The 26,561-nt window shown below is 44.2% G+C and carries 23 protein-coding genes; 11 read left to right on the top strand and 12 right to left on the bottom strand.

The annotated features are described in order from the left end of the window. Window positions 1–45: 45 nt before the first annotated feature. The 4 genes from tmk to C6Y39_RS09680 all read left to right on the top strand — a co-directional run bounded on the left by tmk (window position 46) and on the right by C6Y39_RS09680 (window position 3,041). Window positions 46–717, top strand: a complete 672-nt coding sequence (tmk, locus tag C6Y39_RS09665) for a dTMP kinase (protein WP_105931053.1) — start codon at window positions 46–48, stop codon at window positions 715–717. Beyond that, the gene (gene holB / locus C6Y39_RS09670; protein WP_105931054.1) at window positions 717–1,604 is read left to right on the top strand and encodes a DNA polymerase III subunit delta'; all 888 of its coding nucleotides are present in this window, start codon (window positions 717–719) and stop codon (window positions 1,602–1,604) included. The genes tmk and holB overlap by 1 nt, the downstream gene beginning before the upstream one ends. 61 nt (window positions 1,605–1,665) lie before the next feature. Further along, entirely contained in the window at window positions 1,666–2,448 is a 783-nt protein-coding gene (locus tag C6Y39_RS09675; RefSeq protein ID WP_105931055.1) for a TatD family hydrolase, read from the top strand. Window positions 2,449–2,483: 35 nt separating this feature from the next. Continuing rightward, a complete protein-coding gene (locus C6Y39_RS09680; protein WP_105931056.1) occupies window positions 2,484–3,041 on the top strand; it encodes a pyridoxamine 5'-phosphate oxidase family protein in 558 nt (185 codons plus the stop codon). A 177-nt stretch (window positions 3,042–3,218) separates the two neighbouring features. Here C6Y39_RS09680 and C6Y39_RS09685 read toward each other — a convergent pair whose 3' ends face one another. The 3 genes from C6Y39_RS09685 to C6Y39_RS09695 form a co-directional block, all read right to left on the bottom strand. Next, window positions 3,219–3,851, bottom strand: a complete 633-nt coding sequence (locus C6Y39_RS09685; protein WP_105931057.1) for an SDR family oxidoreductase — start codon at window positions 3,849–3,851, stop codon at window positions 3,219–3,221. Window positions 3,852–4,050: 199 nt separating this feature from the next. Further along, the gene (locus C6Y39_RS09690) at window positions 4,051–6,984 is read right to left on the bottom strand and encodes a ligand-binding sensor domain-containing diguanylate cyclase (protein ID WP_240618857.1); all 2,934 of its coding nucleotides are present in this window, start codon (window positions 6,982–6,984) and stop codon (window positions 4,051–4,053) included. Between the two features lie 176 nt (window positions 6,985–7,160). Further along, window positions 7,161–8,981: a M2 family metallopeptidase gene (locus C6Y39_RS09695; RefSeq protein ID WP_105931059.1), complete on the bottom strand. Its 1,821-nt coding sequence runs from the start codon at window positions 8,979–8,981 to the stop codon at window positions 7,161–7,163. A gap of 220 nt (window positions 8,982–9,201) precedes the next feature. Between C6Y39_RS09695 and C6Y39_RS09700 the strand changes: the two genes are divergently transcribed. Continuing rightward, entirely contained in the window at window positions 9,202–9,567 is a 366-nt protein-coding gene (locus C6Y39_RS09700) for a DUF4870 domain-containing protein (protein WP_105931060.1), read from the top strand. A gap of 32 nt (window positions 9,568–9,599) precedes the next feature. On the opposite strand, the gene C6Y39_RS09705 is transcribed toward C6Y39_RS09700, so the two are convergent. The 3 genes from C6Y39_RS09705 to C6Y39_RS09715 all read right to left on the bottom strand — a co-directional run bounded on the left by C6Y39_RS09705 (window position 9,600) and on the right by C6Y39_RS09715 (window position 11,819). Further along, window positions 9,600–9,875: a hypothetical protein gene (locus tag C6Y39_RS09705; protein WP_105931061.1), complete on the bottom strand. Its 276-nt coding sequence runs from the start codon at window positions 9,873–9,875 to the stop codon at window positions 9,600–9,602. A 218-nt stretch (window positions 9,876–10,093) separates the two neighbouring features. After that, window positions 10,094–10,858, bottom strand: a complete 765-nt coding sequence (locus C6Y39_RS09710) for an SDR family NAD(P)-dependent oxidoreductase (protein ID WP_105931062.1) — start codon at window positions 10,856–10,858, stop codon at window positions 10,094–10,096. 46 nt (window positions 10,859–10,904) lie between these two features. After that, the gene (locus tag C6Y39_RS09715) at window positions 10,905–11,819 is read right to left on the bottom strand and encodes a haloalkane dehalogenase (RefSeq protein ID WP_105931063.1); all 915 of its coding nucleotides are present in this window, start codon (window positions 11,817–11,819) and stop codon (window positions 10,905–10,907) included. A gap of 245 nt (window positions 11,820–12,064) precedes the next feature. On the opposite strand from C6Y39_RS09715, the gene C6Y39_RS09720 reads away from it, so the two are divergent. The 3 genes from C6Y39_RS09720 to C6Y39_RS09730 all read left to right on the top strand — a co-directional run bounded on the left by C6Y39_RS09720 (window position 12,065) and on the right by C6Y39_RS09730 (window position 17,334). Then, window positions 12,065–14,188: a 3-hydroxyacyl-CoA dehydrogenase NAD-binding domain-containing protein gene (locus C6Y39_RS09720; protein ID WP_105931064.1), complete on the top strand. Its 2,124-nt coding sequence runs from the start codon at window positions 12,065–12,067 to the stop codon at window positions 14,186–14,188. Window positions 14,189–14,343: 155 nt separating this feature from the next. Next, entirely contained in the window at window positions 14,344–15,525 is a 1,182-nt protein-coding gene (locus C6Y39_RS09725; protein ID WP_105931065.1) for an acetyl-CoA C-acyltransferase, read from the top strand. A 9-nt stretch (window positions 15,526–15,534) separates the two neighbouring features. After that, window positions 15,535–17,334, top strand: a complete 1,800-nt coding sequence (locus C6Y39_RS09730; RefSeq protein WP_024016198.1) for an acyl-CoA dehydrogenase C-terminal domain-containing protein — start codon at window positions 15,535–15,537, stop codon at window positions 17,332–17,334. Window positions 17,335–18,015: 681 nt separating this feature from the next. Here the strand turns inward: C6Y39_RS09730 and C6Y39_RS09735 are convergent. Both C6Y39_RS09735 and C6Y39_RS09740 read right to left on the bottom strand, forming a co-directional pair. Then, complete coding sequence (locus C6Y39_RS09735; RefSeq protein WP_105931066.1) at window positions 18,016–18,414, bottom strand: DUF3718 domain-containing protein; 399 nt, start codon at window positions 18,412–18,414, stop codon at window positions 18,016–18,018. A 242-nt stretch (window positions 18,415–18,656) separates the two neighbouring features. Further along, a complete protein-coding gene (locus C6Y39_RS09740) occupies window positions 18,657–19,055 on the bottom strand; it encodes a DUF3718 domain-containing protein (protein ID WP_105931067.1) in 399 nt (132 codons plus the stop codon). A 396-nt stretch (window positions 19,056–19,451) separates the two neighbouring features. On the opposite strand from C6Y39_RS09740, the gene C6Y39_RS09750 reads away from it, so the two are divergent. Continuing rightward, complete coding sequence (locus C6Y39_RS09750) at window positions 19,452–19,655, top strand: hypothetical protein (protein ID WP_240618858.1); 204 nt, start codon at window positions 19,452–19,454, stop codon at window positions 19,653–19,655. Window positions 19,656–19,810: 155 nt separating this feature from the next. Here the strand turns inward: C6Y39_RS09750 and C6Y39_RS09755 are convergent, their stop codons facing one another. Continuing rightward, window positions 19,811–20,203, bottom strand: a complete 393-nt coding sequence (locus tag C6Y39_RS09755; RefSeq protein ID WP_105931069.1) for a DUF3718 domain-containing protein — start codon at window positions 20,201–20,203, stop codon at window positions 19,811–19,813. Window positions 20,204–20,366: 163 nt separating this feature from the next. Beyond that, window positions 20,367–21,269, bottom strand: a complete 903-nt coding sequence (locus C6Y39_RS09760) for a LysR family transcriptional regulator (RefSeq protein WP_105931070.1) — start codon at window positions 21,267–21,269, stop codon at window positions 20,367–20,369. Window positions 21,270–21,502: 233 nt separating this feature from the next. Here C6Y39_RS09760 and C6Y39_RS09765 point away from each other — a divergent pair, with 233 nt between their 5' ends. After that, window positions 21,503–21,952: a MaoC family dehydratase gene (locus C6Y39_RS09765; RefSeq protein ID WP_105931071.1), complete on the top strand. Its 450-nt coding sequence runs from the start codon at window positions 21,503–21,505 to the stop codon at window positions 21,950–21,952. 167 nt (window positions 21,953–22,119) lie between these two features. Here the strand turns inward: C6Y39_RS09765 and C6Y39_RS09770 are convergent, their stop codons facing one another. Together C6Y39_RS09770 and C6Y39_RS09775 are read right to left on the bottom strand one after the other, a co-directional pair. Then, window positions 22,120–22,284 carry an entericidin A/B family lipoprotein gene (locus C6Y39_RS09770; protein WP_105931072.1) on the bottom strand — a complete coding sequence of 55 codons (165 nt, stop codon included), beginning with the start codon at window positions 22,282–22,284 and terminating at the stop codon, window positions 22,120–22,122. 17 nt (window positions 22,285–22,301) lie between these two features. Next, the gene (locus C6Y39_RS09775) at window positions 22,302–23,288 is read right to left on the bottom strand and encodes a mechanosensitive ion channel family protein (protein WP_105931073.1); all 987 of its coding nucleotides are present in this window, start codon (window positions 23,286–23,288) and stop codon (window positions 22,302–22,304) included. Between the two features lie 431 nt (window positions 23,289–23,719). On the opposite strand from C6Y39_RS09775, the gene C6Y39_RS09780 reads away from it, so the two are divergent. Further along, complete coding sequence (locus C6Y39_RS09780; RefSeq protein WP_105931074.1) at window positions 23,720–26,413, top strand: TonB-dependent receptor plug domain-containing protein; 2,694 nt, start codon at window positions 23,720–23,722, stop codon at window positions 26,411–26,413. The last annotated feature ends 148 nt before the right edge of the window (window positions 26,414–26,561 follow it).

The raw sequence follows: 26,561 nt of genomic DNA on the forward strand, positions 1-26,561 counted from the left end.
TTATCTATCGCGAAACACTGAAAAATAAATAGAGTTTAAAACGTCATGCGCGGAAAGTTTATTGTAGTAGAAGGCCTTGAAGGGGCAGGTAAAAGCTCTGTAATCGGGTTGATTGTTGAGGCGTTAAAAAAAGCCGGAAAGCGCGTGGAACAAACTCGAGAGCCTGGCGGTACACCAATGGCCGAAGCCATTCGCGAATGTGTGAAGCATGATTGGCATGAAACGGTAAGTGAAGAGACGGAGCTACTTTTAATGTACGCTGCCCGTGTTCAACTGCTTACGAATAAAATTTTGCCGTCCCTCGATACGGGGGCGTGGGTAGTGGGAGACCGGCACGATTTATCGTCTCAAGCGTATCAAGGCGGTGGTCGTGGGGTTAGTGAAAAAACGATGACGGCGATAAGCGATATCGCGTTAAAAGGTTTCAAGCCAGACCTGACTTTGTACCTAGACGTTGACCCTGCAGTGGGCCTAGAACGTGCTCGTGGGCGTGGCGAGCTAGACCGTATAGAGCAAGCTGGTTTAGCGTTCTTTGAACGTACCCGCGCTAAATATCTCGAATTAGCAGAGCAAGATGAAAGTATAGTAGTAGTGAGTGCTATGCAGTCTATGGACAAGGTTCATCAAGACGTTATTGCAGTTATTCATCACTATATAACTAGCGAATGCAGCGGCGATGTTAGCCAGCGAAATACATCTGTGTTAGGAGACGGTTAATGCAGATGTTGCCTTGGTTCACTGCAACCTATGCCACCTTACTCTCTCGATATCTGGCTAAAAAGCTGCATCATGGATTGCTTTTAACTGGGCCAGAGGGCATCGGTAAGCACCGTCTTGCTATTGGGCTTGCCAACGCACTGCTGTGTAAGCGGCCAGGTGCAGACGGCCCGTGTGAGCAGTGCCAGAGCTGCCAGCTAAGACACGCTGGCAATCATCCTGACTTTCACATCCTTGAAAGTGAGAAACAGCTCGGCGTGGATAAAATTCGCGAAGGAATTGCCAAGCTCTCAGGAACGGCGCAAATGGGGGGAAACAAGGTGTTGCTTATCCCGAGCGCTGGCTCTATGACTGAGGCGGCAGCTAATGCGCTGTTGAAAACCTTGGAAGAGCCCACAAATAATACGTTCTTGCTCTTGATAACTGACAATATCAACAAGCTTATGCCTACAATACTAAGCCGTTGCGAGAGGCAATTATTGCCACTGCCGTCAGTATCAGAGAGTTTGAACTACTTGCAAGCCAAAGGCGTAGAAGATGCAAGCGAAGCATTACTTGCCGCCTATGGCTATGCCCCGTTGCGCGTGGAAGAAGCATTATCAGGCGATAATGATTTTAGCTACCGCAATTTCAGCGATGGTATCCAGGCGCTGCTAGCCGGGGATGCCAACTTGCAAGCACAAACGCTGGCGAGTAAGTGGCAGGATAATGCTCAGCAAGTTGCATTGTGGTGTCAGCAAATGGCTCATGATGACTATATGCAGCGCCAGCAAGTTGTTGACTTTAACCGTTACAAAACCTGTGTTGAAGCCGTCAAAACGCTTCAGCATGCAGGCGTCAACAAGTCCATGGTGCTTTTTGGGTTACTCAAACAATTTCAACGTTAATAACACAATATAAGAAACCATCTTATGTCGTGGGTATTAACTACAAAAATATAGGTGTAGTTTGTTCGTAGATTCTCATTGTCATTTAGACCGATTAAAGCAAAGCCCGCAAGAACTAGCAGAAACGCTTAACTTTGCGAGAGCCCGTGGTGTTGAGCACTTCTTGTGCGTCTGCGTGTCAGTGGGCGATTATGACAGCATGTTGGAAGCGGTAAGTGGTTTTGATGATGTTTCTGTGTCTTGTGGTGTTCACCCATTACACCAAGACGAGGCATGCAGTTATGAAGTGCTTTTGGAAAAAGCAAAACGTGAAGAAGTTGTCGCTATAGGTGAAACCGGGTTGGATTATTTTTACAGCCCAGAAAGCAAAGACGTACAGCTGACATCATTTGTTGATCATATCAAAGTGGCGAATGAAACCAATAAGCCGCTAATTATCCATACCCGAGATGCGCGGGAAGATACCATTAATTTGCTGAAAGAGCATAAGGCGCCACATACGAGAGGCGTACTACATTGCTTTACAGAATCGCTGGAAATGGCACAAGCAGCAATCGACATGGATTTTTATATTTCTATCTCTGGTATTGTGACCTTCAATTCTGCCAATGAATTACGGGACGTAGTAAGCGCGATCCCTCTAGAGCGGCTATTGATTGAAACTGACTCTCCTTGGCTCGCTCCTGTCCCTCATAGAGGTAAGCAAAACCAGCCGGGTTACGTAGTAGAAGTTGCCGAGTTTATTGCAGAACTTAAAGGCGTATCGGTGGAAGAATTAGCAAAGATAACTACGCGTAATTTTTATACTTTGTTTTCTCTTGCCAGCAAACAAAAAGTGGCCTAACGCATACGGTTAACGACAAGCAGTCGGAGGTAATCATGCCCCAGTGGCGACAAGGATTAACGAAAAGTTTGCATCAAACCCGAAGTATGCCCGAAAGTCGATATTTTCAATTGGCTACCGTGGGGGAAAGCGGTGCGCCTTTTTGTCGAACCGTGGTGTTTCGAGGGATAACAAACGATGACCAATTAGTTGTTATTTCAGATACTCGTTCCGAGAAATTTGACCAGCTTTCTCAAAACGCTAAAGCTCAAGTGTGCTGGTATTTTTCGAAGACCAGAGAGCAGTATCGTTTTTCATGTAATGCGACAGTGATGACCGCTGATGATGATTATGATTTGGTAAAACAGCAGTGGGACAAGTTATCTGATGCGGGAAAAAAGCAATTCTTTTGGGGAGAGCCGGGTACGCCTCGAAATGATGGTTCTGCGCTTCACATTGAAGGGGACTTTAAGCAGGTTCCTTCACATTTCTGTACCATATTACTCGCTATACAAAATGTAGATTATTTAAACTTGCGAGGAAACCCACAAAATCGTGAGTGGCATGAAAAAGACGAGAATGGAAATTGGGTTAGCCAATCGCTGATACCATAATGTTTCAATGGGCTGACACACTTAATTATTTGTGATCAAACCTCGTATTAAAACAGATAGAATAAACAAAAACAGCGACCCTCTTATATTTGTCTTTAGATAATACAAGAAGGTCGCTCATCCTAATGCTTAACTAGTTTTAATTTAGTCCTAGCTAAGCGAGTTACTTTCGCTAGCCTAGAAAACCTGAGAAATGGGCGTATCACCTTTAAATAAATAGGTGATGAAGTTATCACTACTTTCCCTTGCAACACTTTCTACAATGGCGGTAGCAACGTCCTCCCTTGGAATAACGGCATCGTCTTTATTATCAGGCATATCGGTGCGAACCAGGTGTGTTCCAGGTTCATTCAATAACGTGCCAGGACGTAAAATAACGTGATGCAAACCGCTATTAATTAAGTGCTCGTCTGCCATGTGTTTAGCGACTAAATAGGGCTTAATTTCCGAAGAAACCGCATCTGGATCACCCGCACCAATTGAACTCACCATTACAAATTTAGGTGTACCTGCATCCTTGGCATAGTTAACTGCATTTCGTGCCGCCCACAGGTCTATCATGATAGTCTTCTCTGCGCCCGTGTTTCCGCCAGACCCAGCGGTAAATACGACAACGTCAGCACCGTCAAAATGCGCTGAAAAATCGTCTTCCAAATTTTGCTCAACAACAGTGAGATTATCATTTTCTATATCTGATAATTTATCAGGGCTTCTTACTGGGGCTAGTACTTTATGCCCCGCATCTAACAATTTTACGGTTGCCTGTTTACCAATTTGTCCTGATGCGCCGATTACTAATACATTAGCCATTATTTGATACTCCTTTCAATTCGATAAGCGAATCGTTATTAAATGTGAATTCACAGATGGATAGTGGTCACATGCGTAAAGCGATCAATAAGAGCGGTTAAATGCATGATGAAGAGATTGACGACATCAGCCTTGCCATAAAAAAGAGGATAGTAGGGCTGTGTTCTGCCCGCGGTAGAGTGTTAGTTGACGTTAGCGCTTATTTGATTACAGCATTTCGTCCAGACTCTTTACCCCGGTACAGTTTTTTATCAACCGCGTAAATACAGGCTTCAATGCTATCGTAGTCGGTAATATCAGCGACGCCGCACGTAATAGACACGCTGATTTCATTACGAGAAATAGCAATGCTTGTCTCGGCTATACATTTACGTAATTTTTCAGCAACCCAGTAGGCTTCCTTTAGGCTTAAAGAGGGAAGTAATATCAGAAATTCTTCACCGCCCCACCTAGAGATTACATCGCTCTCGCGAAGGTTATCTTCGAGAATTCGCGCCACCTTCGTCAGTACGATATCTCCAGCTTGATGACCGTAGTTATCATTGATGCGCTTGAAATGATCGATATCAATAATGAGTAGAGAGAACGTGTGGTTGTGTCGTTTGTATTCATGCCATTGAGCACTTGCGCGCTGTGAAAAGTAACGGCGATTTTTCAGGCCGGTCAGCGTATCCTGAGTAGAGAGTAGGGTAAGCTTTTCAACCGCTTCCTCTAAGTCTTTTGTTTTTTCTTCCACCTTTAGCGCGAGTTCGGCCGAGCGTTTTTTTAATGTCCTAATTCTGAACCAGACGGCAGAGGACAAGAGTAAAATAATGGTGAGCAGGAATACCGTTCGCCATATCGGTTTGTCCCACCACGGCGGTACAACAATAACCTCAATTTGTGCTTCGTTACTGCTCCATTCATTCTCTTTATTAATGGCTTTTACCGTAAATCGGTATCGACCCGGATCTAGGTTTGTATAGGTCGCTACTCGGTTTTTGGCGTCGGTAAAGCGCCAACTGTTTTCAAAGTCGGCAAGTTTGTAAGCATAGCGGAGTTCGTTTGCATTGATGTAATTCAATGCTGCAAATTCAATAGATAGTGCAATGTCATTGTGGTCAAGACTCACAGTACTACCTAAGCTTACTTTTTGCTGAAACGTCTTACCGCTCTCTTGCTCCTTACTTACTACCTCTATTTTTGTAAGATGGATACTTGGATCCCATTTTGTACTGACCACATTTAATGGATTAAAAAGTGTGAGCCCCTCTGCGCCGCCAAAAAGAATGGTGTTATTTTGTGTCAGAGCCACTGAGCCAATGTAATAGCCCGTTGTCAATACGCCATGCTCAGCGCCATAGTAGGAGAGGGAAGAAAGGTTTGGCGCGATATAGGTTATGCCCTCGATCGTTGATATCCATAGTCCATACTCATCGTCTTCTATTATTGCGCCGATCGAAATATTGCTTAACCTGCTCTCTCGCTTCAATTGTGTGACCTTGATGGAGGATAAATCATTGCCGTCTTTGGTGACGAAAAATAAGCCTGCCGCCTGAGTGCCAACCCAGTAGCCACCGCGTTTCGAGCGAGAGATCCAAGTGACAACGGTTTTATCAGTAATTTTGTCAGTATATTGGCTAACGCTGGCTATTTCCCCGGTAAGTTTGTTGGCAAGGTGCAGTCCAGAAACCGTACTGAGCCAAGCGTTTTCTTTATCTTCCATTAAAATTCGGGTGGTTAATGACATAGGCCACTGCTTTATTATTCTTCCTTCGGATGGCCGAAAAACGAATACGCCATCACTATAGCCGCCGAACCAAATATCACCGTCGGCATCTACGTTAACACTGTATCCAGCTTTACCTTGCATAGCCACAATATCTAGCTGGCTGGTCTGCTTATTAAGTCTTGCAAGCCCAGAGCGAGTTGCGACCCAAAGGTTGTCTCTCTTTTCATCATAAACAAGACCCAGAAGCTTATCGCTCGATATATCATCACTTTCTCTAGCATCGCTTGATGTGAAGGGACCTTCATAGCTGTTTTCAACGGTGTCGAAAAGCCACAGCCCCTTTTCATTGGTAACCCAGACTTTATTGTCCTTATAACTTGTCATGGATCCGATGATGCGTCCGTCACCTACTTCTCTTGACTGAAAGTGGCTTAACCCCGGATTACCAATGGCAAAACCATCATCTTTGGTTCCCACGACAACTAGGCCTGTTCGACCTTGAAAAATACTTGAGACTCGCTCATTGCCAGCCTCTTTTTCTGACAGTGGAATTTCCACTACCGTGTAGGAGCCAAAAGAGGTCAATAGATTGAGTCCACTTTCAGTGCCAACCCAAACGTCGCCCTTAGCGCTAAGCATAATGTCTGTCACATAATTGTCAGACAACCCATGCACTTCTGAAGTACATTGAGCTGTAATCTTCTCGCTTTTACGACTTGGGTTATAAAGACAGACGCCACGAGTGGCTGTGCCCAAAAACAGCGTTGAGCGCTCGGCTACGGCCAACCTTGTTATATTGATTTTCTCCGTCGCGGCTGACTCTAATTTCTTCTTAATCGGGTCAAATTTGAAAAGGCCAGCGGTAGATGCTACGTAAAGGGTTTTACCTAAAAGTGCAACATCAGTAAGCGTGCTAGTCGTATCTGCTAGATAGCTTACAAGTTCTACACTGTCCGTTTCTTCATTGTATGTATAAAGGTCACGTTCTGAGATAATCCAGAGTTTTCCATCTTCAGTTCTTTTGATACGGTTAATAACGTGTTTAGTGAGTGAAGACGATGCTGGAAGCTTATAGTGTTCAAACATTTCGGTATCTACATTAAGGCGGCTTAAACCACTAAATGTGCCGATCCACATATATTGGCCATCTTTACTCGCTTCTATCTGTAGTGCTAGGAGAGTCTGTAAACCTGAGGCTTTGTCTTCACCCCACATACCAAAATTAGAAAAAGTATAGCCGTCGAACTTATCAATGCCAGACTGTGATGCGAGCCATAGAAAGCCGTATTTGTCTTCTGCAATGTCAGCAATGGAGACGTGAGCAATCCCACTCTCTTTATTGAAAGATTGAAAGGCGGGCGCATCAATCTGAGCGTGAGCATTAAGTGCAAGGCTAAGAAAAACACTGATAGTAATGAGCAAGTGAGTAAAGACGCCTTTCATACTTAAATAAATTTAACGTTATAGTGGCTTAAACGGTACGCTTTTAACGAAAACTTACAATGGGACAAAAGTTTAATTTGAACAAAAAAGCCTCGAATACTAGAGGCTTTATCACTTACATTGAGCGTTTTACGTTGCTCTCAATAGCAGACAATTTACCAGCCACATTGGCGTGAGGCGTTTTGCTCATCAAGCCATGTCTTTAGTGGTGCAAAATAGTCTGCAATGGTGCTGGCATCCATTTGCGGTGACCCTGTCAATGTCTCTAATGCATTTTGCCAAGGCTGGCTCATACCCATTTCCAACATCTCGTTCAGTGCTTTACCCGCCTCTTTACTACCGTAAATAGAGCAGCGATTTAGCGGGCCTTCGTCACCTGCGATATCACACAACGCCTTATGGAATTGGAATTGAAGGATGTGCGCTAAAAAGTAGCGTGTGTAAGGTACGTTGGCAGGAACGTGATACTTTGCTCCAGGGTCAAACGCATCGGCGCTGCGCTCAGTAGGAGCCATTACGCCTTGGTACTTTTCTCTTAGTTCCCACCATAGCTGATTGTATTGCTCTGGGGTCACCTCACCAGACATGACTTTCCAGCGCCATTGGTCAACCATCAAACCAAAAGGAATAAAGGCTATCTTGTCTAGTGCAACCTGCATTAGCATACCAATATCGTTAGACGCGTCTGGAATCTCGTCAATTAAGTCGATTTGCTTCAGGTATTTAGGCGTAATAGACAGGGCGATAGTGTCACCGATAGCTTCGTGGAAGCCGTCGTTTGCCGAACCGCGATAGAGTAAAGGTTGATCCTTATAAGCACGCTGGTAATAGTTGTGTCCCAGTTCGTGATGAATAACATTGAACTCTTCGCCCGTCTTCTGGATACACATCTTAATACGAAGATCGTCTTTGTCATCTAGGTCCCAAGCTGAAGCATGGCATTGTACGTCACGGCCTTCGGGCTTTTGAAACATAGAACGTTCCCAGAACGTATTTGGCAGTTCTTCAAAACCAAGGGACGAGAAAAACGACTCAGCCTGTTTCACCATAGCAATTTCGTCATAGCCTTGTGCAGCCAATGCACCGGTAACATCTGGCACTTGCATTTCTTGTTGAGGTTTAACGATATCGTAAATATTACCCCAGCTCTGCGCCCACATATTTCCTAATAAATGCGCGGGAATAGGCTTGTCTTGCGGCACAACGTCTTCACCATAATGTTCACCAAGCTTTGCTCGAACATGACAATGAAGTGACTCGTAGAAAGGCTCAACTTGCGTCCATAAACGGTCTAATTCTTTTGGAAATTCATCAGCAGGCATATCGTATTTGCCACGCCACAACGCACTTACGTTTTCAAATCCTAGTTCTGCTGCACCTTCGTTAGCAAGCGATACTTGTTCGGCATAAAGTGGCGCCATTGGTTTTGATACCTCACGCCAGCCCGCCCAATACTCTAATAGTTTATCGGCGTCGCGCAGGGTCGCCATTTCACCGCTCATTTCTACTAAGCTTTTGCAAGAACCGTCATTGCCACAATATTCGCCTGAACCGTACATAGCGCTCAGTTCAGAGCCTATTTTTGCTAAGCGTTCTGCTTTTTTTGTATCGGCTGGCGGCGGCATAGTTAAGCTGTTTTTTAGCAGTTCAAGTTGCCTGCGGGTATCAGCATCAACGTCTACATCATTAAACTTCGCCGCCTCTTTAGCTAACTTAGCGACTTTCGTTGAAAGCACTTCATTAAAGTAGGCGCTAACGGCAGCAGTATCGAAGTTGATGTTGGTGGCATAGCTCCACTCTGCGTGCGCAGCCGGAACCTGCATTTTTGCAACATCGTCTTGTGCTTGTTGCAAGAATTGTTTTGCATCTTGTGCGGTGAGTTCGGGTTTGATTTCTGTCTGTGTAGTACTTTCGCCACATCCTACAAGTGATAGACTGACCACAGCCGCTATCAGAGTGCGTTTATGATTGAGCATACTTTGTCCTTTAGTTGTTTTATTTTTAACGTGAATCAACGTTCACATAGACATGCGAAAGCATTGTGTAACGCTACATGGCTTTTGTAAAACAAATTTGAACTTCGCTATTTGTACGTTTGCTTTTTTTACGACACACGGTATATATAATGGCTAATGGCCAACATAAAGATAGGGCCATAACCTATCGAGTCACACTAACTCAAAAGTAAGGAAAATTATGTCAACGGAAGAACCGCTTTATTGGGGACTTAATGCTCGAAGCTACTGTACACTGATACACGTGTCTCAATTATCCAGCTTTGTTATTCCTGGCTTAGGTATTGTCCTGCCAATTGTGCTTTGGATAGCGCATAAAGATCAAAATGAAGATATTAATCAGCACGGAAGAGTGACAGCGAATTGGTTGCTGAGTTTGCTTGTATACTCGGTGATTTGTTTTATCTTGACGTTTATTTTGATTGGTGCGCTAGGTTTTATTGTACTTGGCTTGATGAATCTTATCTTCGCCATCGTGGCGGCAGTAAAAGCTAATAAAGGTGAATTGTGGGTTTATCCACTAAGCTTCCAATTTATAAAGCGATAGCTTAGTCAGCTCAGCTAAATGTCTAATAGTTGCTAGTTAGCTTTCGAACTGTTGTTGGGCAAAACGCTATGAATTAAGAAAAGGCCGCTTGGCTGCTTTTTACTTTGAGACACTGGAAAAATACTGCGTTTAAGAGCGTTAAGCGCCAATGACTTGTTTAGGCGTTGCTTTTTAACGTTTTGATTAGACGAGATTTCCTGTGCTTGAGTCATCGAAAGGGATGCCTCATTCTCTAGGGCAAAAGAGGGTGATGATGCCATTGAGCTAAGCGCGATTGATAAAAGCATGTATTTACTCAGCGTTTTCATAACACGTTTCTCTTAAAAATCAATTAGCGTGGCTTTCATCTTGTCTAAGACAGGTTCGACGTAAGAGGCGGTTGCACCCACCTCATTCGTCGGCTTTGTTTGTTCGAGATCATTACACCTAAAGTAGAATGAAATCGAAACATTACGTGTTATACCAGGGTATCCATTCTTATACCTTTATATAGCTGAATACGCCTTATATGGATATTAGAGGTACATCACCATGCGGTTACACCACCGTCTACGGCTATTGTTTGCCCGTTCATATAGCTATTGCCTGGTGACAACATGAGCATCATGGTGTTAACGATTTCTTGCGGCTCGCCAAGGCGTTTCATTGGGCTGCCCATGCCAAGCTGTTCCCGTGCCTCAGGGGTGTTATAACCATCCACGTTTAAAATATTAGTTGGGCTATAAAAGGGGCATATGGCGTTAACGCGAACGTTTTTGCGCCCGTATTCTACTGCGGCGGTTCGCGTTATACCCGATACCGCATGTTTAGCGGCTGCGTATGCTCCACCTTTAGGTGCTCCACCTAGCCCTGCTAGTGAACTCACATTTAAAACATGCCCTTGTTTTTGTGCGAGCATTACCGGAATTTGATACTTCATTCCAAACATAACGCCCTTAACATTCACTGCAAACTGGGAGTCCATAATTTCCTCAGTCATTTGGTGAATAGGCGCTGGATTGTGGGCAATACCGGCGTTATTCACTGCGATATCCAGCCTGCCAAAGGTTTTCATGGCTTTATCAACTAAGTCTTTATTAAGTGATTCACTGGCAATATTACCCGCTAGTACCACCACATCAGTGAGGCCTTTTACGTCCTTTTTCGTCTCCTCTAGTGCAGTCTCATTAATATCTGAAAGAACAAGTTTTGCGCCGCGGTTGGCAAGGCCGAGTGATAACAAGCGGCCAAAACCGCTTCCAGCGCCTGTAATTAATACAACTTGCCCTGAAAAATCGAGTAGAGCATCCATGGTTATCTCCTAATGGTTAATGGTTTAGTGTTTGTTGAAAACCTTCTTACTTAAGTTGGGTTTTCTTAATAAACTGAATAAGCAAGTTAGCTAGCAGTTCCCCCTGGTCTTCCTGAATAAAGTGACCACCGTTTTCTACTAACCTATGGGCCATGCCTTTGCAGCCGGGGATAAGTTTTTGAAATAATTTATCGCCGCCTTTCGTTATGGGGTCGCTATCGCCGAAAGCCGTTATAAATGGTTTTTTGAATTGCTTTAATTTATCCCATGCTCGCTTATTAGCCTGTGCTTCTGCACTGTCTGGGCTTGTAGGGACAAGTAGGGGAAACATCCGCGCCCCTGCTTTGTATTGCTCATCAGGGAAGGGAGCGTCGTAAGCAGCAAGTGTCGCTTCATCTAATTCTGTTGTCGTCCCATTTTGAATAATTGTTGAAGTGGGAAATATCGGCACATCTTGTGAAAAGCGGCGCCATTTAATAAACGCCTCGCTTGGCAAATGGTCACCGGTTGGTAATCCGGTATTCGAAACCATAACACCTGAAAAGTAATCTGGCATGTCAGCAACGAGTCGCAGCCCTAACAACCCTCCCCAGTCTTGGCAGAACAAGGTGGTAGGCCCTTTCACAACCTGCGTAAACCAATCCTTTATCCATATCAGATGTCGAGCGTAGGAATAATCTTCTTTTCTAATAGGTTTATCTGAACGCCCAAAACCAATGAGATCCGGTGCTATGACGTTGAATCCCGCTTCGGCCAATACGGGCATCATTTTACGGTATAAATATGCCCACGTAGGTTCACCGTGCATTAAAAGGACTGTGTGTCCATCTTCTGGTCCGCATTGATAATGGGCCATTGTCATTTCACTGCTGACTGTATCTGTTATTTCAGTGAAGCATGGAGAGTAGGGAAAGTCTGTAATCTTGTTGAAGGCGCTTTCCGGTGTTTTAAGCACTTGCATAGCCAATTATCCTTTTGTAAATAAAATGTAATAACAAGTGTTGCTCAGTTAACAAAAACACTGGTTTTATTTTCTGTCAAATAAACCTTAAGCAAGGTAGGACGAGCTCTACATCAAGAAATGAAACAGCAAAGGGGCTGGCGGTGATTATTAAAAATTATGATAAATGTCTATAACACCAATAAACTTGGATGATTAACAACACTGCAATAACATCCAGTTAACGTGATAAACAGGACATGGTTATGACTGAGATGGAAAATAAAGCCGTAGAATATGCAGTACAACATGGTGTTGCTACGCTGACAATGCAGAGCGCGCCGGTGAATGCGCTGTCGCGCGCGCTTAGAGTAGGGTTGATAGGCGGTATAGACGACGCATTACGTGATGATAGTGTAAACACTATTGTCATTACTTCTTCACTACCTATTTTCTCAGGCGGTGCCGATATTAGCGAATTCTCTGGCGGCGATTTATCACCCATACTGCCTGAAGTTTTAGACAAGATAGAAAATGCGTCTAAGCCGGTTCTTGCTGTCCTCCCTGGGCCTGCATTTGGTGGTGGTTTAGAGGTTGCATTAGCCTGTCATCATCGCATCACCTTTGCCGACAATAAAGTCGGTTTACCTGAAGTTAATCTCGGCATTTTGCCTGGCGCAGGCGGTACGCAAAGACTTCCACGCTTAGCTGACGCTCAAACATCCTTAGAAATGATTGTAACAGGCAAACCAACGTCGGTGGTTAAGCTTCCTGGTGTGTTCGATAAGATTTCTGACAAGCCAGAGCATCTGCTTGAAGATACAAAAAATTACCTACAATCGCTAACGCCAGAAAACGCGATAAAGCGTACCAGCGACATTGCGCTAACCATGTCTGACGAAACGCAGGCGGTTTTCGATGCAGTTACTGCACAAACTAAAAAAGCAACGCGAGGATTCTTTGCACCGCTTAAATGTATCGAAGCTGTTCGCGGTGCCTACACACTTTCGTTTGAAGATGGCCTTAAAAACGAAGGCAAACTCTTCATGGAATGCATGAATACGCCACAAGCTCGTGCTCAGCAGCATTTTTTCTTTGCCGAACGCGCGGCGGGTCACGTAAGTGATTTCGATAAAAACACCCCTGAACGCAGTATTGAGAAAGTCGCCATCATTGGCGCAGGTACCATGGGTGGCGGTATTGCCATGAACTTTGCCAATGCTGGCATTCCGGTCACAATGCTTGAACTTAAAGAAGAGGCGCTGGAAAAAGGGTTGGCGCTCATTCGAAAGAATTACGAAAATTCAGCGAAAAAAGGCAAGTTAACCCAAGAGCAAGTGGAAAGCCGTATGGCGCTGCTGTCTGGAACGACTTCCTATGACGATTTGGCTGATGTTGATCTTGTTATTGAAGCCGTGTTCGAGAAGATGGAAGTGAAGAAAACGGTGTTTTCGACGCTTGACAAAGTGTGTAAGCCCGGCGCCATCTTAGCGTCTAATACGTCAACATTAGATATTGACGAAATTGCGACTGCCACATCGCGCCCAGAAGATGTCATTGGTCTTCACTTCTTCTCGCCAGCTAATGTAATGAAGCTGCTTGAAGTCGTAAAAGCAGAGAAGACATCTGCAGAAGTCATTAAGACTTGTATGAAAATGGCTAAACGCATTAAAAAAGTAGCGGTGTTGGTTGGCGTTTGCTTCGGTTTTGTGGGTAACCGCATGATTGAGCCTTACGGTCGTGAAGCCAACAGATTGCTTCTTGAGGGAGCGACGCCTGAACAGGTTGATCGCGTCCTAACCGAGTTTGGCATGCCGATGGGGCCGTTCACCATGGGCGACATGGCAGGCTTAGATATTGGTTACTACGTGCGTCAATCTCGCCAAGAATATATCTCACACGATCCTGCTTATGGCGCAGTAGCAGATCGTTTGGTAGAAAAGGGGCGCAACGGCCTTAAAACCGGACGTGGGACCTACAACTATGAGCCAGGCAGTCGAGTGCCAATCCCCGACCCTGAGGTACTAGAAATTGCAAAACAAGAGGCAGAACGTCTTGGGGTTGAGCAGCGCTCAGACATCAGCGATGAGGAAATTCTCGTTCGCGTGATGTACTCATTAATAAACGAGGGTGCTGCCATCTTAGAAGAGGGCATTGCGGCTAAATCAAGCGATATCGATGTGATTTATGTTTACGGTTATGGTTTCCCAGTGTATCGCGGCGGTCCTATGCAATATGCCGATGAAGTAGGGCTTGGCACTATTTTAGAAAAGCTGACTACTTATCGTGATCAATTGGGTGAGTACGGAAAAATGTGGCTTGAGCCAAGTGATCTGCTAGTGAAATTAGCGCAAGACGGCGGCACGTTTAAAAGCTATCAAGCGAAGTAGTCGTAACTAGATGTAGCAAGAAATTAACGACGAGAGCGGGTAAAAGTTTTCGTCACTAGATATAAAGACTTGGTAAAGCTAGGCAGCGAGTGAAAAGTACACAAGCCTAGCTAAATTCTGGCTGAACTCTCAGCCTAAATGAAAGGAATATAAATATGCGTGATGCAGTTATCGTAAGTACAGCACGAACGCCAATTGGGCGGGCTTATAAAGGTGCCCTAAACAACTTACCCGCACCGTCATTAGGTGGGCACGCTATTCAAAACGCAGTAGCACGTGCGGGCATCGACCCTGCCAGTGTCGATGACGTGGTGATGGGCGCAGCACTGACACAAGGCAGTGGCGGCATGAATATTGGTCGTTTGGCTGGTTTGGCTGGTGGTTTACCGGTGACAGTGGCGGGTATGACGCTTGACCGCCAATGCAGTTCTGGCATGTATGCAATTGCCACCGCAGCAAACTCAATCCGCACTGGCGATACCAATATTATGGTAGCAGGTGGCTTAGATTCGATTTCTTTAGTGCAAAACAAGAATATGAACATGTTTCGTGCGGTAGACCCTGCGCTTGTCGCTAAGCACAAAGATATCTACATGCCAATGCTTCAAACTGCTGAAGTTGTGGGCAAGCGCTACAATATTAGCCGCGACGTTCAAGACGAATACGGTTATCAAAGTCAAATGCGAACCGCAGCGGCGCAGGAAGCGGGTAAGTTTGATGATGAAATTGTGCCAATTACCGCAGTCCAAGCGGTTTTTAACAAAGAAACGGGTGAAACATCAGAGCGTGAAGTTACCTTGTCAAAAGATGAAGGTAATCGTCCAGAGACCACGTTAGAGGGCCTAAAGGCACTTAACCCTGTTATCGAAGGTGGCTGCATTACCGCAGGTAACGCAAGTCAGCTCTCTGACGGCGCTAGCGCGACCGTTATTATGGATGAGCAGTCAGCGGCGAAGGGGAGTGCTCAGCCACTTGGTATCTATCGCGGTATTGCAGTAGCAGGCTGTGAGCCAGATGAAATGGGGATTGGCCCAGTATTCGCCATTCCTAAGCTATTAAAGCAGCATGGATTAACCATGGACGATATTGGTCTATGGGAGCTTAACGAAGCGTTCGCAGTACAGGTTCTGTATTGTCGCGATAAGTTGGGCATTCCAGACGAATTATTAAATGTAAACGGCGGTGCCATTTCTATTGGTCACCCGTACGGCATGAGCGGTGCTCGCATGGTGGGTCACGCACTCATCGAAGGTAAACGACGCGGTGCAAAGTATGTAGTATGTACCATGTGTATCGGTGGCGGCATGGGCGCTGCTGGTTTATTTGAAGTTCTATAGGTATTGGGTATGGAAGGTTATAAAGCTCCACAACGTGACGCCATGTTTGTAACACATGAGCTATTAGATTATCAAAATCACTATCAGAAGTTAGGTTTCGAAGAAGCTTCAGAAGACTTGGTGTCGGCAATTTTCGCTGAAGCCGCAAAGTTCTCTGAAAACACGCTGGCGCCTATCAACGCGTCGGGTGACGAGGAAGGCTGTAAGTGGGTTGATGGTGAAGTAACGACGCCGAAAGGCTTCAAAGAAGCCTACCAAACCTACGTAGAAGGCGGCTGGCCAAGTATGTCTCACCCAGAAGAGTTTGGCGGGCAGGCGCTGCCGTACTCACTGTCTTCTATTATTGCTGAGTGGTTCTCAGGTGCGAACCACTCGTGGGCAATGTATCCAGGTCTCAGCCAAGGCTGTATGGAAACGTTAAAAGCTCATGGCACAGAACTACAGCAAAAGATGTTCCTTGAGAAACTCATCAGTGGCGAGTGGACGGGAACAATGTGCCTAACTGAAGCGCACTGCGGTTCAGACCTTGGCATGCTTAAATGCCGTGCGGAACCTCAGGAAGATGGTAGCTACAGCTTAACGGGGACGAAAATCTTTATCTCTGCTGGTGAACACGATATGTCGGAAAATATCGTTCACATTGTGTTGGCTCGTTTACCAGACGCACCAGAAGGCACTAAGGGTATCTCGCTATTTGTTGTGCCTAAATTCAACGTCTCTGAAGACGGGGAAAAGCAAGATAGAAACGCAGTGAGCTGTGGCAGCATTGAACATAAGATGGGTATCAAAGCCAGCGCTACCTGTGTGATTAACTTTGACGGCGCTAAAGGCTTCTTGATTGGCCCTCCAAACCGTGGTCTTAACTGCATGTTCACCTTCATGAATACTGCACGGATAGGTACGGGGCTTGAGGGTTTAGCCGCGTCTGAGGCTGCCTTCCAGGGTGCATTGCGCTACGCAAAAGACCGTATCCAGTTCCGTTCATTGACGGGGCGCAAGAACCCAGATGGCCCGGCTGATCCTATTATCGTGCACCCTGATGTACGCCGTATGTTGTTGACGCAAAAAGCTTTCGCGGAAGGTAATCGCGCGCTTGCTGCCTACTGCATGCAACTAGTAGACGTTACGTTATACGGTGATGACGCTGCAGAAAAACAAGTAGCCGAAGCTAAACTGGCTTTCTTAACACCTATCGTGAAAGCGTTTCTAACTGAAACAGCCCAGGAAGCAACTAGCTACGGCATGCAGGTTTATGGTGGTCATGGCTTCATTAAAGAATGGGGCATGGAACAGCTAGCCCGTGATACACGTATTTGTACCATGTATGAAGGGACTACAGGTATCCAAGCGGTTGATCTATTAGGCCGTAAAGTGATGGGTTCTAATGGTGAGCTGCTTAACGTATTTGTTCAAGAAGTGCGCGACTACTGCAACTCTCTACGTGACAACGCACAGTTCAGTGCTTGGACTAATGCGCTTAGCTCACACCTTGACGAGTGGCAGCAAATTACTATGGATATTGGTAAAGCAGCCGCGTCTAATCCAGATGAAATTGGTGCTGCGTCAGTCGATTACTTAATGTATTCAGGCTATGTATCGGTGGCTTATTTCTGGCTCAAAATGGCAGTAAAAGCGCAAGAGCAGCTTGATGCAGGTAGTACAGAAACCGAGTTCTACAAGAGCAAGATCTTAACGACAGGCTTCTACTTTGACCGTCTGTTAACGCGCACTCGCTCGCTGGTTTCTGCGATGCAATCAGGTGCAGATAACTTGATGTCTATGCCAGAGAGTATGTTTGCTGTCGAGTAATGGCATAGTAGTAAAACGAGCTCTAAAATACGCGCGTAGCTAAAGATGCGCATATAAGGCCGAGCGAATGGGGTAACCAAATTTATAGTTGGATACGCCATTTAGTTCGGTCTTTTTGTTTTTAAAAGTAAAACCAAGTGTGCAACGTGATAGTTGCTACACAATTCTGACATAGACGGCTGACTTACTGTATATCTCCGTGAGAGGACAATAGCAGCCACTTCTCTATTACTTTGCACCGCATTGCCTGACAGAGCTGCTACGATAAAGGGCTTTATAATTAGATAACTTTTACATAGCTATGTGATTGGGCCTGACTCTCCTTCCTGATATCACTAAAACTAGAATTTGTTTAGTCTCCTTGAACACGAAGAAGATCATCAAGTGCATACCCGTTCATCTTTATTCACTCTCTGATTTTAGTGTTATGGGAAAGTAGATTGATGCTTTCGAACTGTGTGGCACTTATTTATGCGAAAAGGTATAACACCACTTAACATATATTTGCGTGAGTTATCGTTACTTAACTTTCAAAAAACAGAGCATGTGAGATGTGCGAAAAAATAGCAGAATATTTTGAGGCTTAGAAAAGGGTGAGGCCCCAAGAAGGGGCCTCTAGTGCGGCGTCCCGCCGCTACCATGTTGAAGCGTTACATCACATGGTGTGACTAAATTTTTATATTAGATTCTGCCGTTAAGTTCAGCTGAAATTGGTGAGCTTTGAAGACCTTGCTCAGCAATCCAAGCTTGCAATGTCTTGCCATCTGACTCAGGCTCAGCCAAGTCTTTGCTAGGCATCTGCTTAACGAGTAGCGTACCCACTTCAACTGCGTTGCTAGTAATAGCCGTTCTAATGAGGCTTTGGCCGTTGCAAGAAATACCTGAGTAGTAGTCGCGAAGTTTTAACTTGTAGTCTGATTGTACGCTACGCATTTTTTTACGAAGTTCACCTTTATCGTCTGCTTGAACGATTGTGCAGATATTTGCTAGTGCTTCGTTGATATCATTCGCCTGTGCTGCGTTAGAAAAAGCTAGAGTAGATGCCGCAATTACTAGAGAAGTTTTAACGATTTTCAACATGGTTAAATTCCTTCGGTTGTTGTTTAGTTAATGTTTGTTCGTTGAGATGTATTAAACCCTAATCTAACTAATTGAAAAACATGCTGTAAAATAACAGGGTATACGAAAGTATACTTTAAGCGGTAGTCAGTCTTAACGTAGGTAGCGCACCAATAAAAAAGGCCCCGTAGCAGTGGGGCCTTCGAGTGCAGCATTCGCTGCAACCATGTTGAATCGATTCACATGGTGATGTGGTATGATACCTAAATTCTGTCGTTAAGCTCAGCTGATATTGGAGAGCTCTGCAGTCCTTTCTCAGCAATCCAAGCTTGTAATGTTTTGCCGTCTGATTCTGGTTCAGCAAGATCTTTACTCGGCATATTCTTAACAAGTAGCGTACCTACTTCAACCGCATTACTGCTAAGCGCGGTGCGGATTAAGCTTTGCCCGCCGCATGAAATACCTGAGTAGTAATCGCGAAGCTTTAATTTAAAGTCTGACTGAACGCTACGCATCTTTTTGCGGAGCTCGCCCTTATCGTCTGCCTGAACGATAGTACAAATGTTTGCAAGTGCTTCGTTTATGTCATTCGCTTGCGCTGTGTTTGAAAAAGCAAGTGTTGATGTAGCGATGATTAGAGAAGTTTTAACGATTTTCAACATGGTTAAATTTCCTTCGTATCTTTAATAATTTAGAGAGATTGTTTGTTCGGCTTTCATTAAAAGACAACCGTGATGATTAAAAAACATTCACTCAAATAACCATGTATGTCACTTGATACCTTATACTAAAGGCGTAGATAGCGTGAGCTTCGTTATAGCCTTTAGTATTAAAGGGTTTGCGAGGTTAACGCATACCAGAACTGGTGGATGGGAAATGATCAAATAAAGTGTAAAAAAACAGCGTTCATGCTGTTTTTTGCGTTTGCTGTTCTCGCTATTCAAGCTAGAACCTGCAAGCTTACCTAACTCATCATAAATAAAATCGACTTTGCAACGAGGCGATACATTATCTTTCAAGATGGAAAGCCATAAAAAATAAACGGCGTATTGTCCGACATGTTTCATCGCGCTGCTCAGCAAAACGAAACAGCCACCTTACGCTTTTTGAAGATAGAAGAAGTGTTTGGCGAGCTTGCTCAAAAAGAAAAATTAGCTGATGCCTATAAGGCATTCCTAGCGCGTATTTATCAAAATGAGCCTGTACTTTCGATAAGCGAAGGACTTTTTGAAGAAAAGCTAGCGGTGGCTAAAGCCGGTTAGTTATTAGTTACTCATAATTAGAAAAAAGGAGAGTTAGCAATAACTCTCCTTTTTTCTTTTAAAGATGAAAAGAAAAAAGCGACCCGAAGGTCGCTTTTTAAAGTGCAGATTTCTCTGCAACCATGTTGAAACGGTTCACATGGTGTGAAAAGGTATTACAGACGGTCGTTGATTACCGCTGCAATCGGGTTATCTTGTAGACCGTTTTCAGCCACCCAAGCTTGAAGCGTTTTCCCGTCAGCTTCTGGTGCTTCCAAATCGCTCTTAGGCATTTTTTTAACAAGCAGCTCGCCAGCTTCAACGGCGTTGCTTAGAAGTGCGGTGCGAATAAGACTGTTACCACCGCAGCTGATACCTGAATAGTAGTCTTTCAATTTCATGCGATAGTCAGATTCCACTGAACGCATTTTTTTTCTAAGTTCGCCTTTATCGTCTGCTTGTACGATAGTGCAAATGTTTGCTAGTGCCTCGCTAACATCGGCATGTGCGATACCCGACATACCAAATGATGCTGCGATAACAAGAGAAGTTTTAACTATTTTCAACATGGTTAATTCCTCAAGTAAATTTAGATTTGTTTGTTCGCTCGAGGTAATTAAAAGATAAATTGAGGAGTATGGAAATGTTATTAACAATACACGGGTATGCAGGGTTATAACTAAGACTTGATACTAAAAAAGCGCTTACGTTAAGCGCTTTTTATTGAGTGTTTTAGTGCGGTTTGAAGTTACTTGCCACTTCCATAATCTGCTCACGCATCCACATGTGAGCATAGTCATGGTCTGCGCTTACATGCCAATATAAGTAGTATTCTACAGGGGGAAGGTCAAACGGCATCTCATATATAGCAAGGTCATAATGTTTTGCTAAATGAAATGGTAAACACGCTATCAAATCAGTTTTCACAATTGTGCTTGGTACAGTAAGAAAGTGTTGACCGCGCATGACTTCTTTTCTTCTTTTCCCCATCTTGTCTAATGCGACATCAATAGGACCTGCCCCTGATTTCCGCTGGGAAACATTGATATGCCCAAGTCGAAGAAAAGTCTCGAGATCCAGTCCATTTTTGAGGGCAGGGTGATTTTTTCGAGCCAATACGACGAATCTGTCCTGCGCTATCTTTTCTTTGCACAAGTGAGGGTCGGTAAAGGTAGATGCATCGGCAAAAAAGTCTAGTGTACCTGCCGCCATTGCCGATACCACTTGGCTTCGCGGTATCTCATAATTAGTTAGACCTATATTTGGTGCCAGGTTTTGAAGTCTTGCAACTAAGCGAGGCATGATACTAGCTTCAAGCAAATCTCGGCTCGCAAAGTTAAACGACTTCTCCGCTGTTAGCGGGTCGAAGGTATGGCTTTCTTGCACACTTTTGCGAAGTAACGCCAAGGCTTGGCGGGCAGGTACAATAATGTTTTGCGCAACGGGTGTTGGTGTCATGCTGTGGCCCGTTCTCACAAAAAGCGGGTCATTTAGCATTTCTCTCAATCTAGCTAATGAATTACTCACAGCAGGTTGTGTGATACACAAAACATCTGCTGCCTTGGTTAAACTTCCGGCGGTATAAATGGCGTCGAATACAGCAAAAAGGTTCAAATCTATTCTATTGAGATTCATAACTAATCCTTTAAGAGCGAATGCCCTGAAAAAAAGCCAATAGATGAAAAAAGCACTGAGTGCGACTCAGCGAAAACAATTGCAACAACTTCTCGTGCCGCTACATAGCATCTACGAATAATTTACGTTAGTGTAACAAGAATATTTATAAATACCTATTATTAAAAGTTAATTGAAACATTCAAGTGAATAATAGTAGTTTTAACAATATTCAACAGGAAAGAGACGCGAACATGAAAACACTTTTGGATTTATCGGTAGGAGATTCACTGGAACAGTCTGAATGGCTGCCAATAACTCAGGACATGATTAATCAGTTTGCAGATGCGACGGGAGATCACCAATGGATACACTTAGATGTAGCGCGTTGCGAGATGGAAAGCCCCTTTAAATCAACCATTGCTCACGGTTTTTTAAGCGCAAGTCTAATGCCAAAGGCTTTCGCGGAAGTCATATCTCCCAGTGATAAAATTGCGTCTATGATAAATTACGGCATAGATAAATTGCGCTTTCTTGAACCGGTTAAAAGTAACGACTCGCTGAAGTATCATTTTACTCTTGTTGAGGTGACTGAAAAGCCACAGGGCAAACTGTTTAAAGTAGAAGCATCATGTTTGCTCAAATCTAGCGGGAATCCAGCGCTTTTCGGTAGCTTCCTCATGCTAGCCGTGTTAAAGCCGTAGGCCTGCGCACGTGCACGTTTAGAATTTTCCCAACGTTTTAGCTTTTCCATATAAAACTCATCACTGAAATACTAGAAATAAAAAAGCCTGAACGATGCTTTCGCTTATCTTCAGGCTTTTTAAATTTCTAAATAACAATGTGCGTTAGAAGCGACCTTGTGAAGGTACTAGTTCGATGCTTCTTCAGCGCCTTCTTCTACCGCTTCGCCTGCACTTTGAATATCTTTGCCTGCGCCTTCAATGGTTGCACAGCCACCGAGGCTACCAATGCTTGCTGCAAGTATAAGGGCCAAAAATGCATGTTTACGTGTATTTGAATTTAACATTTCCATTTGTTTCTCCTTTGGATTTACTCTTCACCAGGTTGATCTGAATCGTTACCTGCTTTTTTATCCGACGTTGTTTGTGTCGAAGTTGAATCTACCTTGCCTGTTTCGCCTTCCTCTTTTTGGTTAATCATTGCATTAAGCTTATCGCCGCCTTTGGCGTTAAAGTCCAATGTCCTGATAGGAAACGGAATAAGAATATCGTTATCCTCTAATACTTTTTTGACCGTATTTATGGCATCGTGGCGCACTACCATAAACCCAGGCTCTCCTGGATATCGAATCCAAAACCATAAAAGAAGGTTAATACTGGAATCGCCGAAAGACTCTGCATAAACGGCGGTTTCGTCTCTCTTAATGACATAGTCTTTATCGTTCATTGCATCTGTGATGACTTTTGCAGCTTGCTCAATATCATCTGCATATGATATGCCTACCGGCACCTCTATTCGTCGATAACCCAACGTTGAATAGTTAGTTAGTATGTTGCGAAATAGTATCTTGTTTGGAATTACCTCTAACTGCCCGTAAAAGGTCTCGACCAGCGTATTTCGAAGGTTGATTTCCTTAACATTCCCAAAAACGCCCTCTGCCTCAATAACATCGCCGATTTCAAAGGGTTTTCTAATACCCATCGCTACACCAGCGATAAAGTTTTCAGTCATGTCTTGGAAGGCAAAGCCTATGGCTAAACCTACAATACCGGCCCCGGCTAATAGAGATGTGACTGTACCCTTGAGCCCGACAAAGTCTAACGCAATGAAGATGCCCGCCACGAGGATAATAGATTTAATAATAGAAGTAAGAAGACTAGCTATTTGACGAGACTCGAAAGTACGTCGCATGAGCTTTCCAACAACGTTGCCGACGACTTTCGCAATAATTCCAAACAAAATAGCGATAAGAAACGCAACAACGATATTGGGGAGAAGGGTGATACCTCCTTCTATCCAACTCTCAAGCTTTTCACTTAAGAGCTTATAGACCTCATCAACTTTTGGAAACTCCATAACCCTCTTTACCTTCACATATTTTATTTAGAGAGTTTCAAGATTCATTCCTAACACATAGATGGGCTATGCTTCTGAAATTTATGCATTTTATAAAAGTGAATAATAGATAACTAAGCGCAAAATAGCAGCTGGTGTGTATGAATTACCGATTGAGTGAAACATATTCTCATGAAGTAAGTTCATGAAATTGTGAGATGAACATTCTAAGTTAGCCTAAAGTCTACCTGGTCAGACCATGTGTAAAATTAATGTAAACATATTATTCACAATAAATTTACAAACATGGGAATCGCGCATAGTATCAAAACGGTAGGTCACAATTTGTGGATGGCCTATCACAATAACAACACAAAATCGAACAGCCTGTTGCTAGCGGAAAGTGTGGGTAGTAGTGCCGGTAGTGATAAGCCCAGATTTGGAATCACACTATGAAATTTAAAACGCGTAAGACAGCGGTTGCCGCCATGGTAGGCACTGCTTTATTTTGTTCTCCTTACCTTGCATCAGCCCAAGAAGCTGAAGTAGAGAATGAGCAAGAAGCTAAAAAAGATGTTGAACTCATTCTTGTAACCGGAAGTTTCGTTCGTCGAAGTGAAAACTTTGAATCTCCTTCACCCCTCGCTGTCGTAGATAGCGTCGCTATCGACGCGATTGGCGCGAAAAACATTGCTGACATTACTCAGACTCTTACTATTAATACCGGTGCCGAAAATAACCCTGATGCGTTTACTCAAAACGCAACAGCAGGTACATCTAACATAAATCTTCGCGGTCTTGGTGTTGCATCAACCCTAGTACTTCTTAATAACAAACGACAGGTTGTCACCGCTCAGCCTACAAACGAAGGCTTGAACTTCGTAGATACAAGTTCATTAGTTCCCATGATTGCCATCGATCGCATGGAAGTAGTAAAGGACGGTGCATCTGCGCTATACGGTTCTGATGCTGTAGCAGGCGTAGTGAACTTTATTACAAAGCGTAATTACGATGGTGCGATGGTGAGTGTCGATTATCAAGACGGTGCACATGGCGATAATAAAGAATATGTCCTTCAGGGCCTATGGGGAGCGACAGGCGATAAAGGTAATGTTATTGCGGCTATTAGTTATACAAATCGTTCTCCGCTTTTTATAAGCGATAGACGCTTGAGTCGTCCGCAAGACGATACCAGTGCCTTAGGGAATCCAGCTAGCTTCTTCATCGCGCCAGGTGTTCCAGTTATCGATCCGTTTGGATGTGAAGAATTTGGCGGTTTTCCACAGATACTAGCACCAGAAGGAACAGTGCCTGGGCTTGATGTTGGCCTTTGTGGTTTCGATTTCGGGCCATTTTATTCTTATGTGCCGGATGAAAGCCGTATAAATGCATATACTCGTGCCGAGTACGAATTTACTGACGATATTACATGGACGACTGAAATTGGCATGGCACGTAACCGAGCCGAGCGTGGTGGTGCGCCAAGCTTTCCTATTTTGACTGCACCAGTGGTTCCAGACTACCACCCACAAAACCCATTTGGGCGTGCGGTGTCGTTTTTTGGCCGTGCTGAAGGCAACGGGCAGCCCGGTGATGCTGCAAATACCGAATCAGATACTTTCCGCTTTAGCACGAATTTACAAGGGGTTACTGATAGTGGTTTCTGGGAAATAAGTTATACAAGAGCAGTGAATGACTTTGTATTTTCAGTACCTGATGTATTGAACACTGAATTTCAACTCGCGCTGTTAGGTTTCGGTGGTTCAAACTGTAACCCAGTCTTGGGAACGCCAGGTGAAGGTAGCTGCGAATTTTTCAATCCATTTGCAACGTCATACACAAGCGCACCTAACTCAGACTATGTACTTAATTCATTTACGGCTAAGCAGGTCATCGACTCGAAATCTGATTTAGAAGTATTCGAAGCGTTTACTTCATTTGATACTTTCGAAATGGGTGGCGGCTATGCTGCGCTTGCACTCGGGGTTCAGTATCGTGAAAACAGCCTGAGACAGGATTACGATGAATTATCTAATCAAGACAGTTTCACCTTCGTTATCGGTAACCCTGACTTAGATGGAAGCCAAGATGTTTGGGCAGCATTTGGGGAGTTAGCGTTACCGGTTAGTGACGAACTCGACGTGCAAATAGCCCTTCGCTATGAAGATTACGGCGGTAGCATTGGTAGCACAGTCGATCCTAAGTTGGCTATATCATGGCGCGCGACAGACGACTTTTCGCTACGAGGCTCGATCTCAACGTCATTTAGAGCACCAACCGTATTCCTAGCGCAAGGGGGAGCCACGTCACTACAACAAGTTGTCGACCCAGTGCAAGGCGCGCAGGCTTTTGTTGCTGTGCGTACATCGGGTAATGAGGATTTAAAACCAGAGGAATCTACAGCGTACAACATAGGTTTTTCTTACGAGCCGTTTAGAGACTTATCAATCGAGTTAGATTATTGGAACTTTGAATTTGAAGATTTGATTATTCAGGAGAATGCGCAAGCGCTATTGAACGCAGACCCTACTGACACGTCGCGGATCGTACGTGCTGGTGACCCTTTAACGGGGCCTGTATTACAGATTAACAATACTTATGTTAACGCAAGTTCGCTTGAAACATCGGGCATAGACTTCGTTTCTAGCTATAAAATGGAGACGGAGCTTGGGAACTTTACACCGACTATTCAAGCAACTTATATTACCAAGTATGACTTGAACGACCCGCAAGCTGGGGATATCGATGGTGCTGGTCGCCGTAACTTCAATAATATAGGTGTGTCATCGCCAGAGTTACGCATGAATATTGGCCTCAACTGGCAACATGATGTACACGCAGCAAACCTGTTCTTGCGATACGTATCATCATATGACGATGATCAAAACTGTGCAGATGGAACAAGTAATACCGGTGGATGTGCAAATGGTTTTTATGAAATCGACAGCATGTTAACGGTTGACGCTCAGTACAACATTGACTTAGGCAGCGTTTTCGACACCGATCAAAGCTATGTATTGACCATAGGTGGAGTCAATTTATTTGACGAAGAACCACCGCAGGTATTCACAAACAGCGGCTTTGATTCAAAAGTGCATGATCCTCGTGGTCGACAAATTTATGCGAGGCTAGCAATAGAGTTTTAAGGTTATTGCTGAAAATTGCAGAAAGATAGAGCCGGCTTCCAAAGCCGGCTTTTTGTAAACTAAAAACTCCACATATTTTTTCAAGTTTTATGCATATCCCTTTTCTAATCTAACTCTCATTATTTAGAGTAAGTAAAAGACTTACAAA

It is taken from the genome of Alteromonas gracilis (assembly GCF_002993325.1).
Taxonomy (GTDB): Bacteria; Pseudomonadota; Gammaproteobacteria; order Enterobacterales; family Alteromonadaceae; genus Alteromonas; species Alteromonas gracilis.

Bases quoted from the DNA above. Each gene is read 5' to 3' on its own strand.
- C6Y39_RS09740 (WP_105931067.1), bottom strand. From the start codon at position 19,055: ATGTTGAAAATCGTTAAAACTTCTCTAATCATCGCTACATCAACACTT.
- C6Y39_RS09705 (WP_105931061.1), bottom strand. From the start codon at position 9,875: ATGAAAACGCTGAGTAAATACATGCTTTTATCAATCGCGCTTAGCTCA.
- C6Y39_RS09710 (WP_105931062.1), bottom strand. From the start codon at position 10,858: ATGGATGCTCTACTCGATTTTTCAGGGCAAGTTGTATTAATTACAGGC.
- C6Y39_RS09760 (WP_105931070.1), bottom strand. From the start codon at position 21,269: ATGAATCTCAATAGAATAGATTTGAACCTTTTTGCTGTATTCGACGCC.
- C6Y39_RS09680 (WP_105931056.1), top strand. From the start codon at position 2,484: ATGCCCCAGTGGCGACAAGGATTAACGAAAAGTTTGCATCAAACCCGA.
- C6Y39_RS09750 (WP_240618858.1), top strand. From the start codon at position 19,452: ATGTTTCATCGCGCTGCTCAGCAAAACGAAACAGCCACCTTACGCTTT.
- C6Y39_RS09770 (WP_105931072.1), bottom strand. From the start codon at position 22,284: ATGGAAATGTTAAATTCAAATACACGTAAACATGCATTTTTGGCCCTT.
- C6Y39_RS09755 (WP_105931069.1), bottom strand. From the start codon at position 20,203: ATGTTGAAAATAGTTAAAACTTCTCTTGTTATCGCAGCATCATTTGGT.
- holB (WP_105931054.1), top strand. From the start codon at position 717: ATGCAGATGTTGCCTTGGTTCACTGCAACCTATGCCACCTTACTCTCT.
- C6Y39_RS09685 (WP_105931057.1), bottom strand. From the start codon at position 3,851: ATGGCTAATGTATTAGTAATCGGCGCATCAGGACAAATTGGTAAACAG.
- tmk (WP_105931053.1), top strand. From the start codon at position 46: ATGCGCGGAAAGTTTATTGTAGTAGAAGGCCTTGAAGGGGCAGGTAAA.
- C6Y39_RS09775 (WP_105931073.1), bottom strand. From the start codon at position 23,288: ATGGAGTTTCCAAAAGTTGATGAGGTCTATAAGCTCTTAAGTGAAAAG.
- C6Y39_RS09725 (WP_105931065.1), top strand. From the start codon at position 14,344: ATGCGTGATGCAGTTATCGTAAGTACAGCACGAACGCCAATTGGGCGG.
- C6Y39_RS09700 (WP_105931060.1), top strand. From the start codon at position 9,202: ATGTCAACGGAAGAACCGCTTTATTGGGGACTTAATGCTCGAAGCTAC.
- C6Y39_RS09780 (WP_105931074.1), top strand. From the start codon at position 23,720: ATGAAATTTAAAACGCGTAAGACAGCGGTTGCCGCCATGGTAGGCACT.
- C6Y39_RS09735 (WP_105931066.1), bottom strand. From the start codon at position 18,414: ATGTTGAAAATCGTTAAAACTTCTCTAGTAATTGCGGCATCTACTCTA.
- C6Y39_RS09765 (WP_105931071.1), top strand. From the start codon at position 21,503: ATGAAAACACTTTTGGATTTATCGGTAGGAGATTCACTGGAACAGTCT.
- C6Y39_RS09695 (WP_105931059.1), bottom strand. From the start codon at position 8,981: ATGCTCAATCATAAACGCACTCTGATAGCGGCTGTGGTCAGTCTATCA.
- C6Y39_RS09720 (WP_105931064.1), top strand. From the start codon at position 12,065: ATGACTGAGATGGAAAATAAAGCCGTAGAATATGCAGTACAACATGGT.
- C6Y39_RS09715 (WP_105931063.1), bottom strand. From the start codon at position 11,819: ATGCAAGTGCTTAAAACACCGGAAAGCGCCTTCAACAAGATTACAGAC.
- C6Y39_RS09730 (WP_024016198.1), top strand. From the start codon at position 15,535: ATGGAAGGTTATAAAGCTCCACAACGTGACGCCATGTTTGTAACACAT.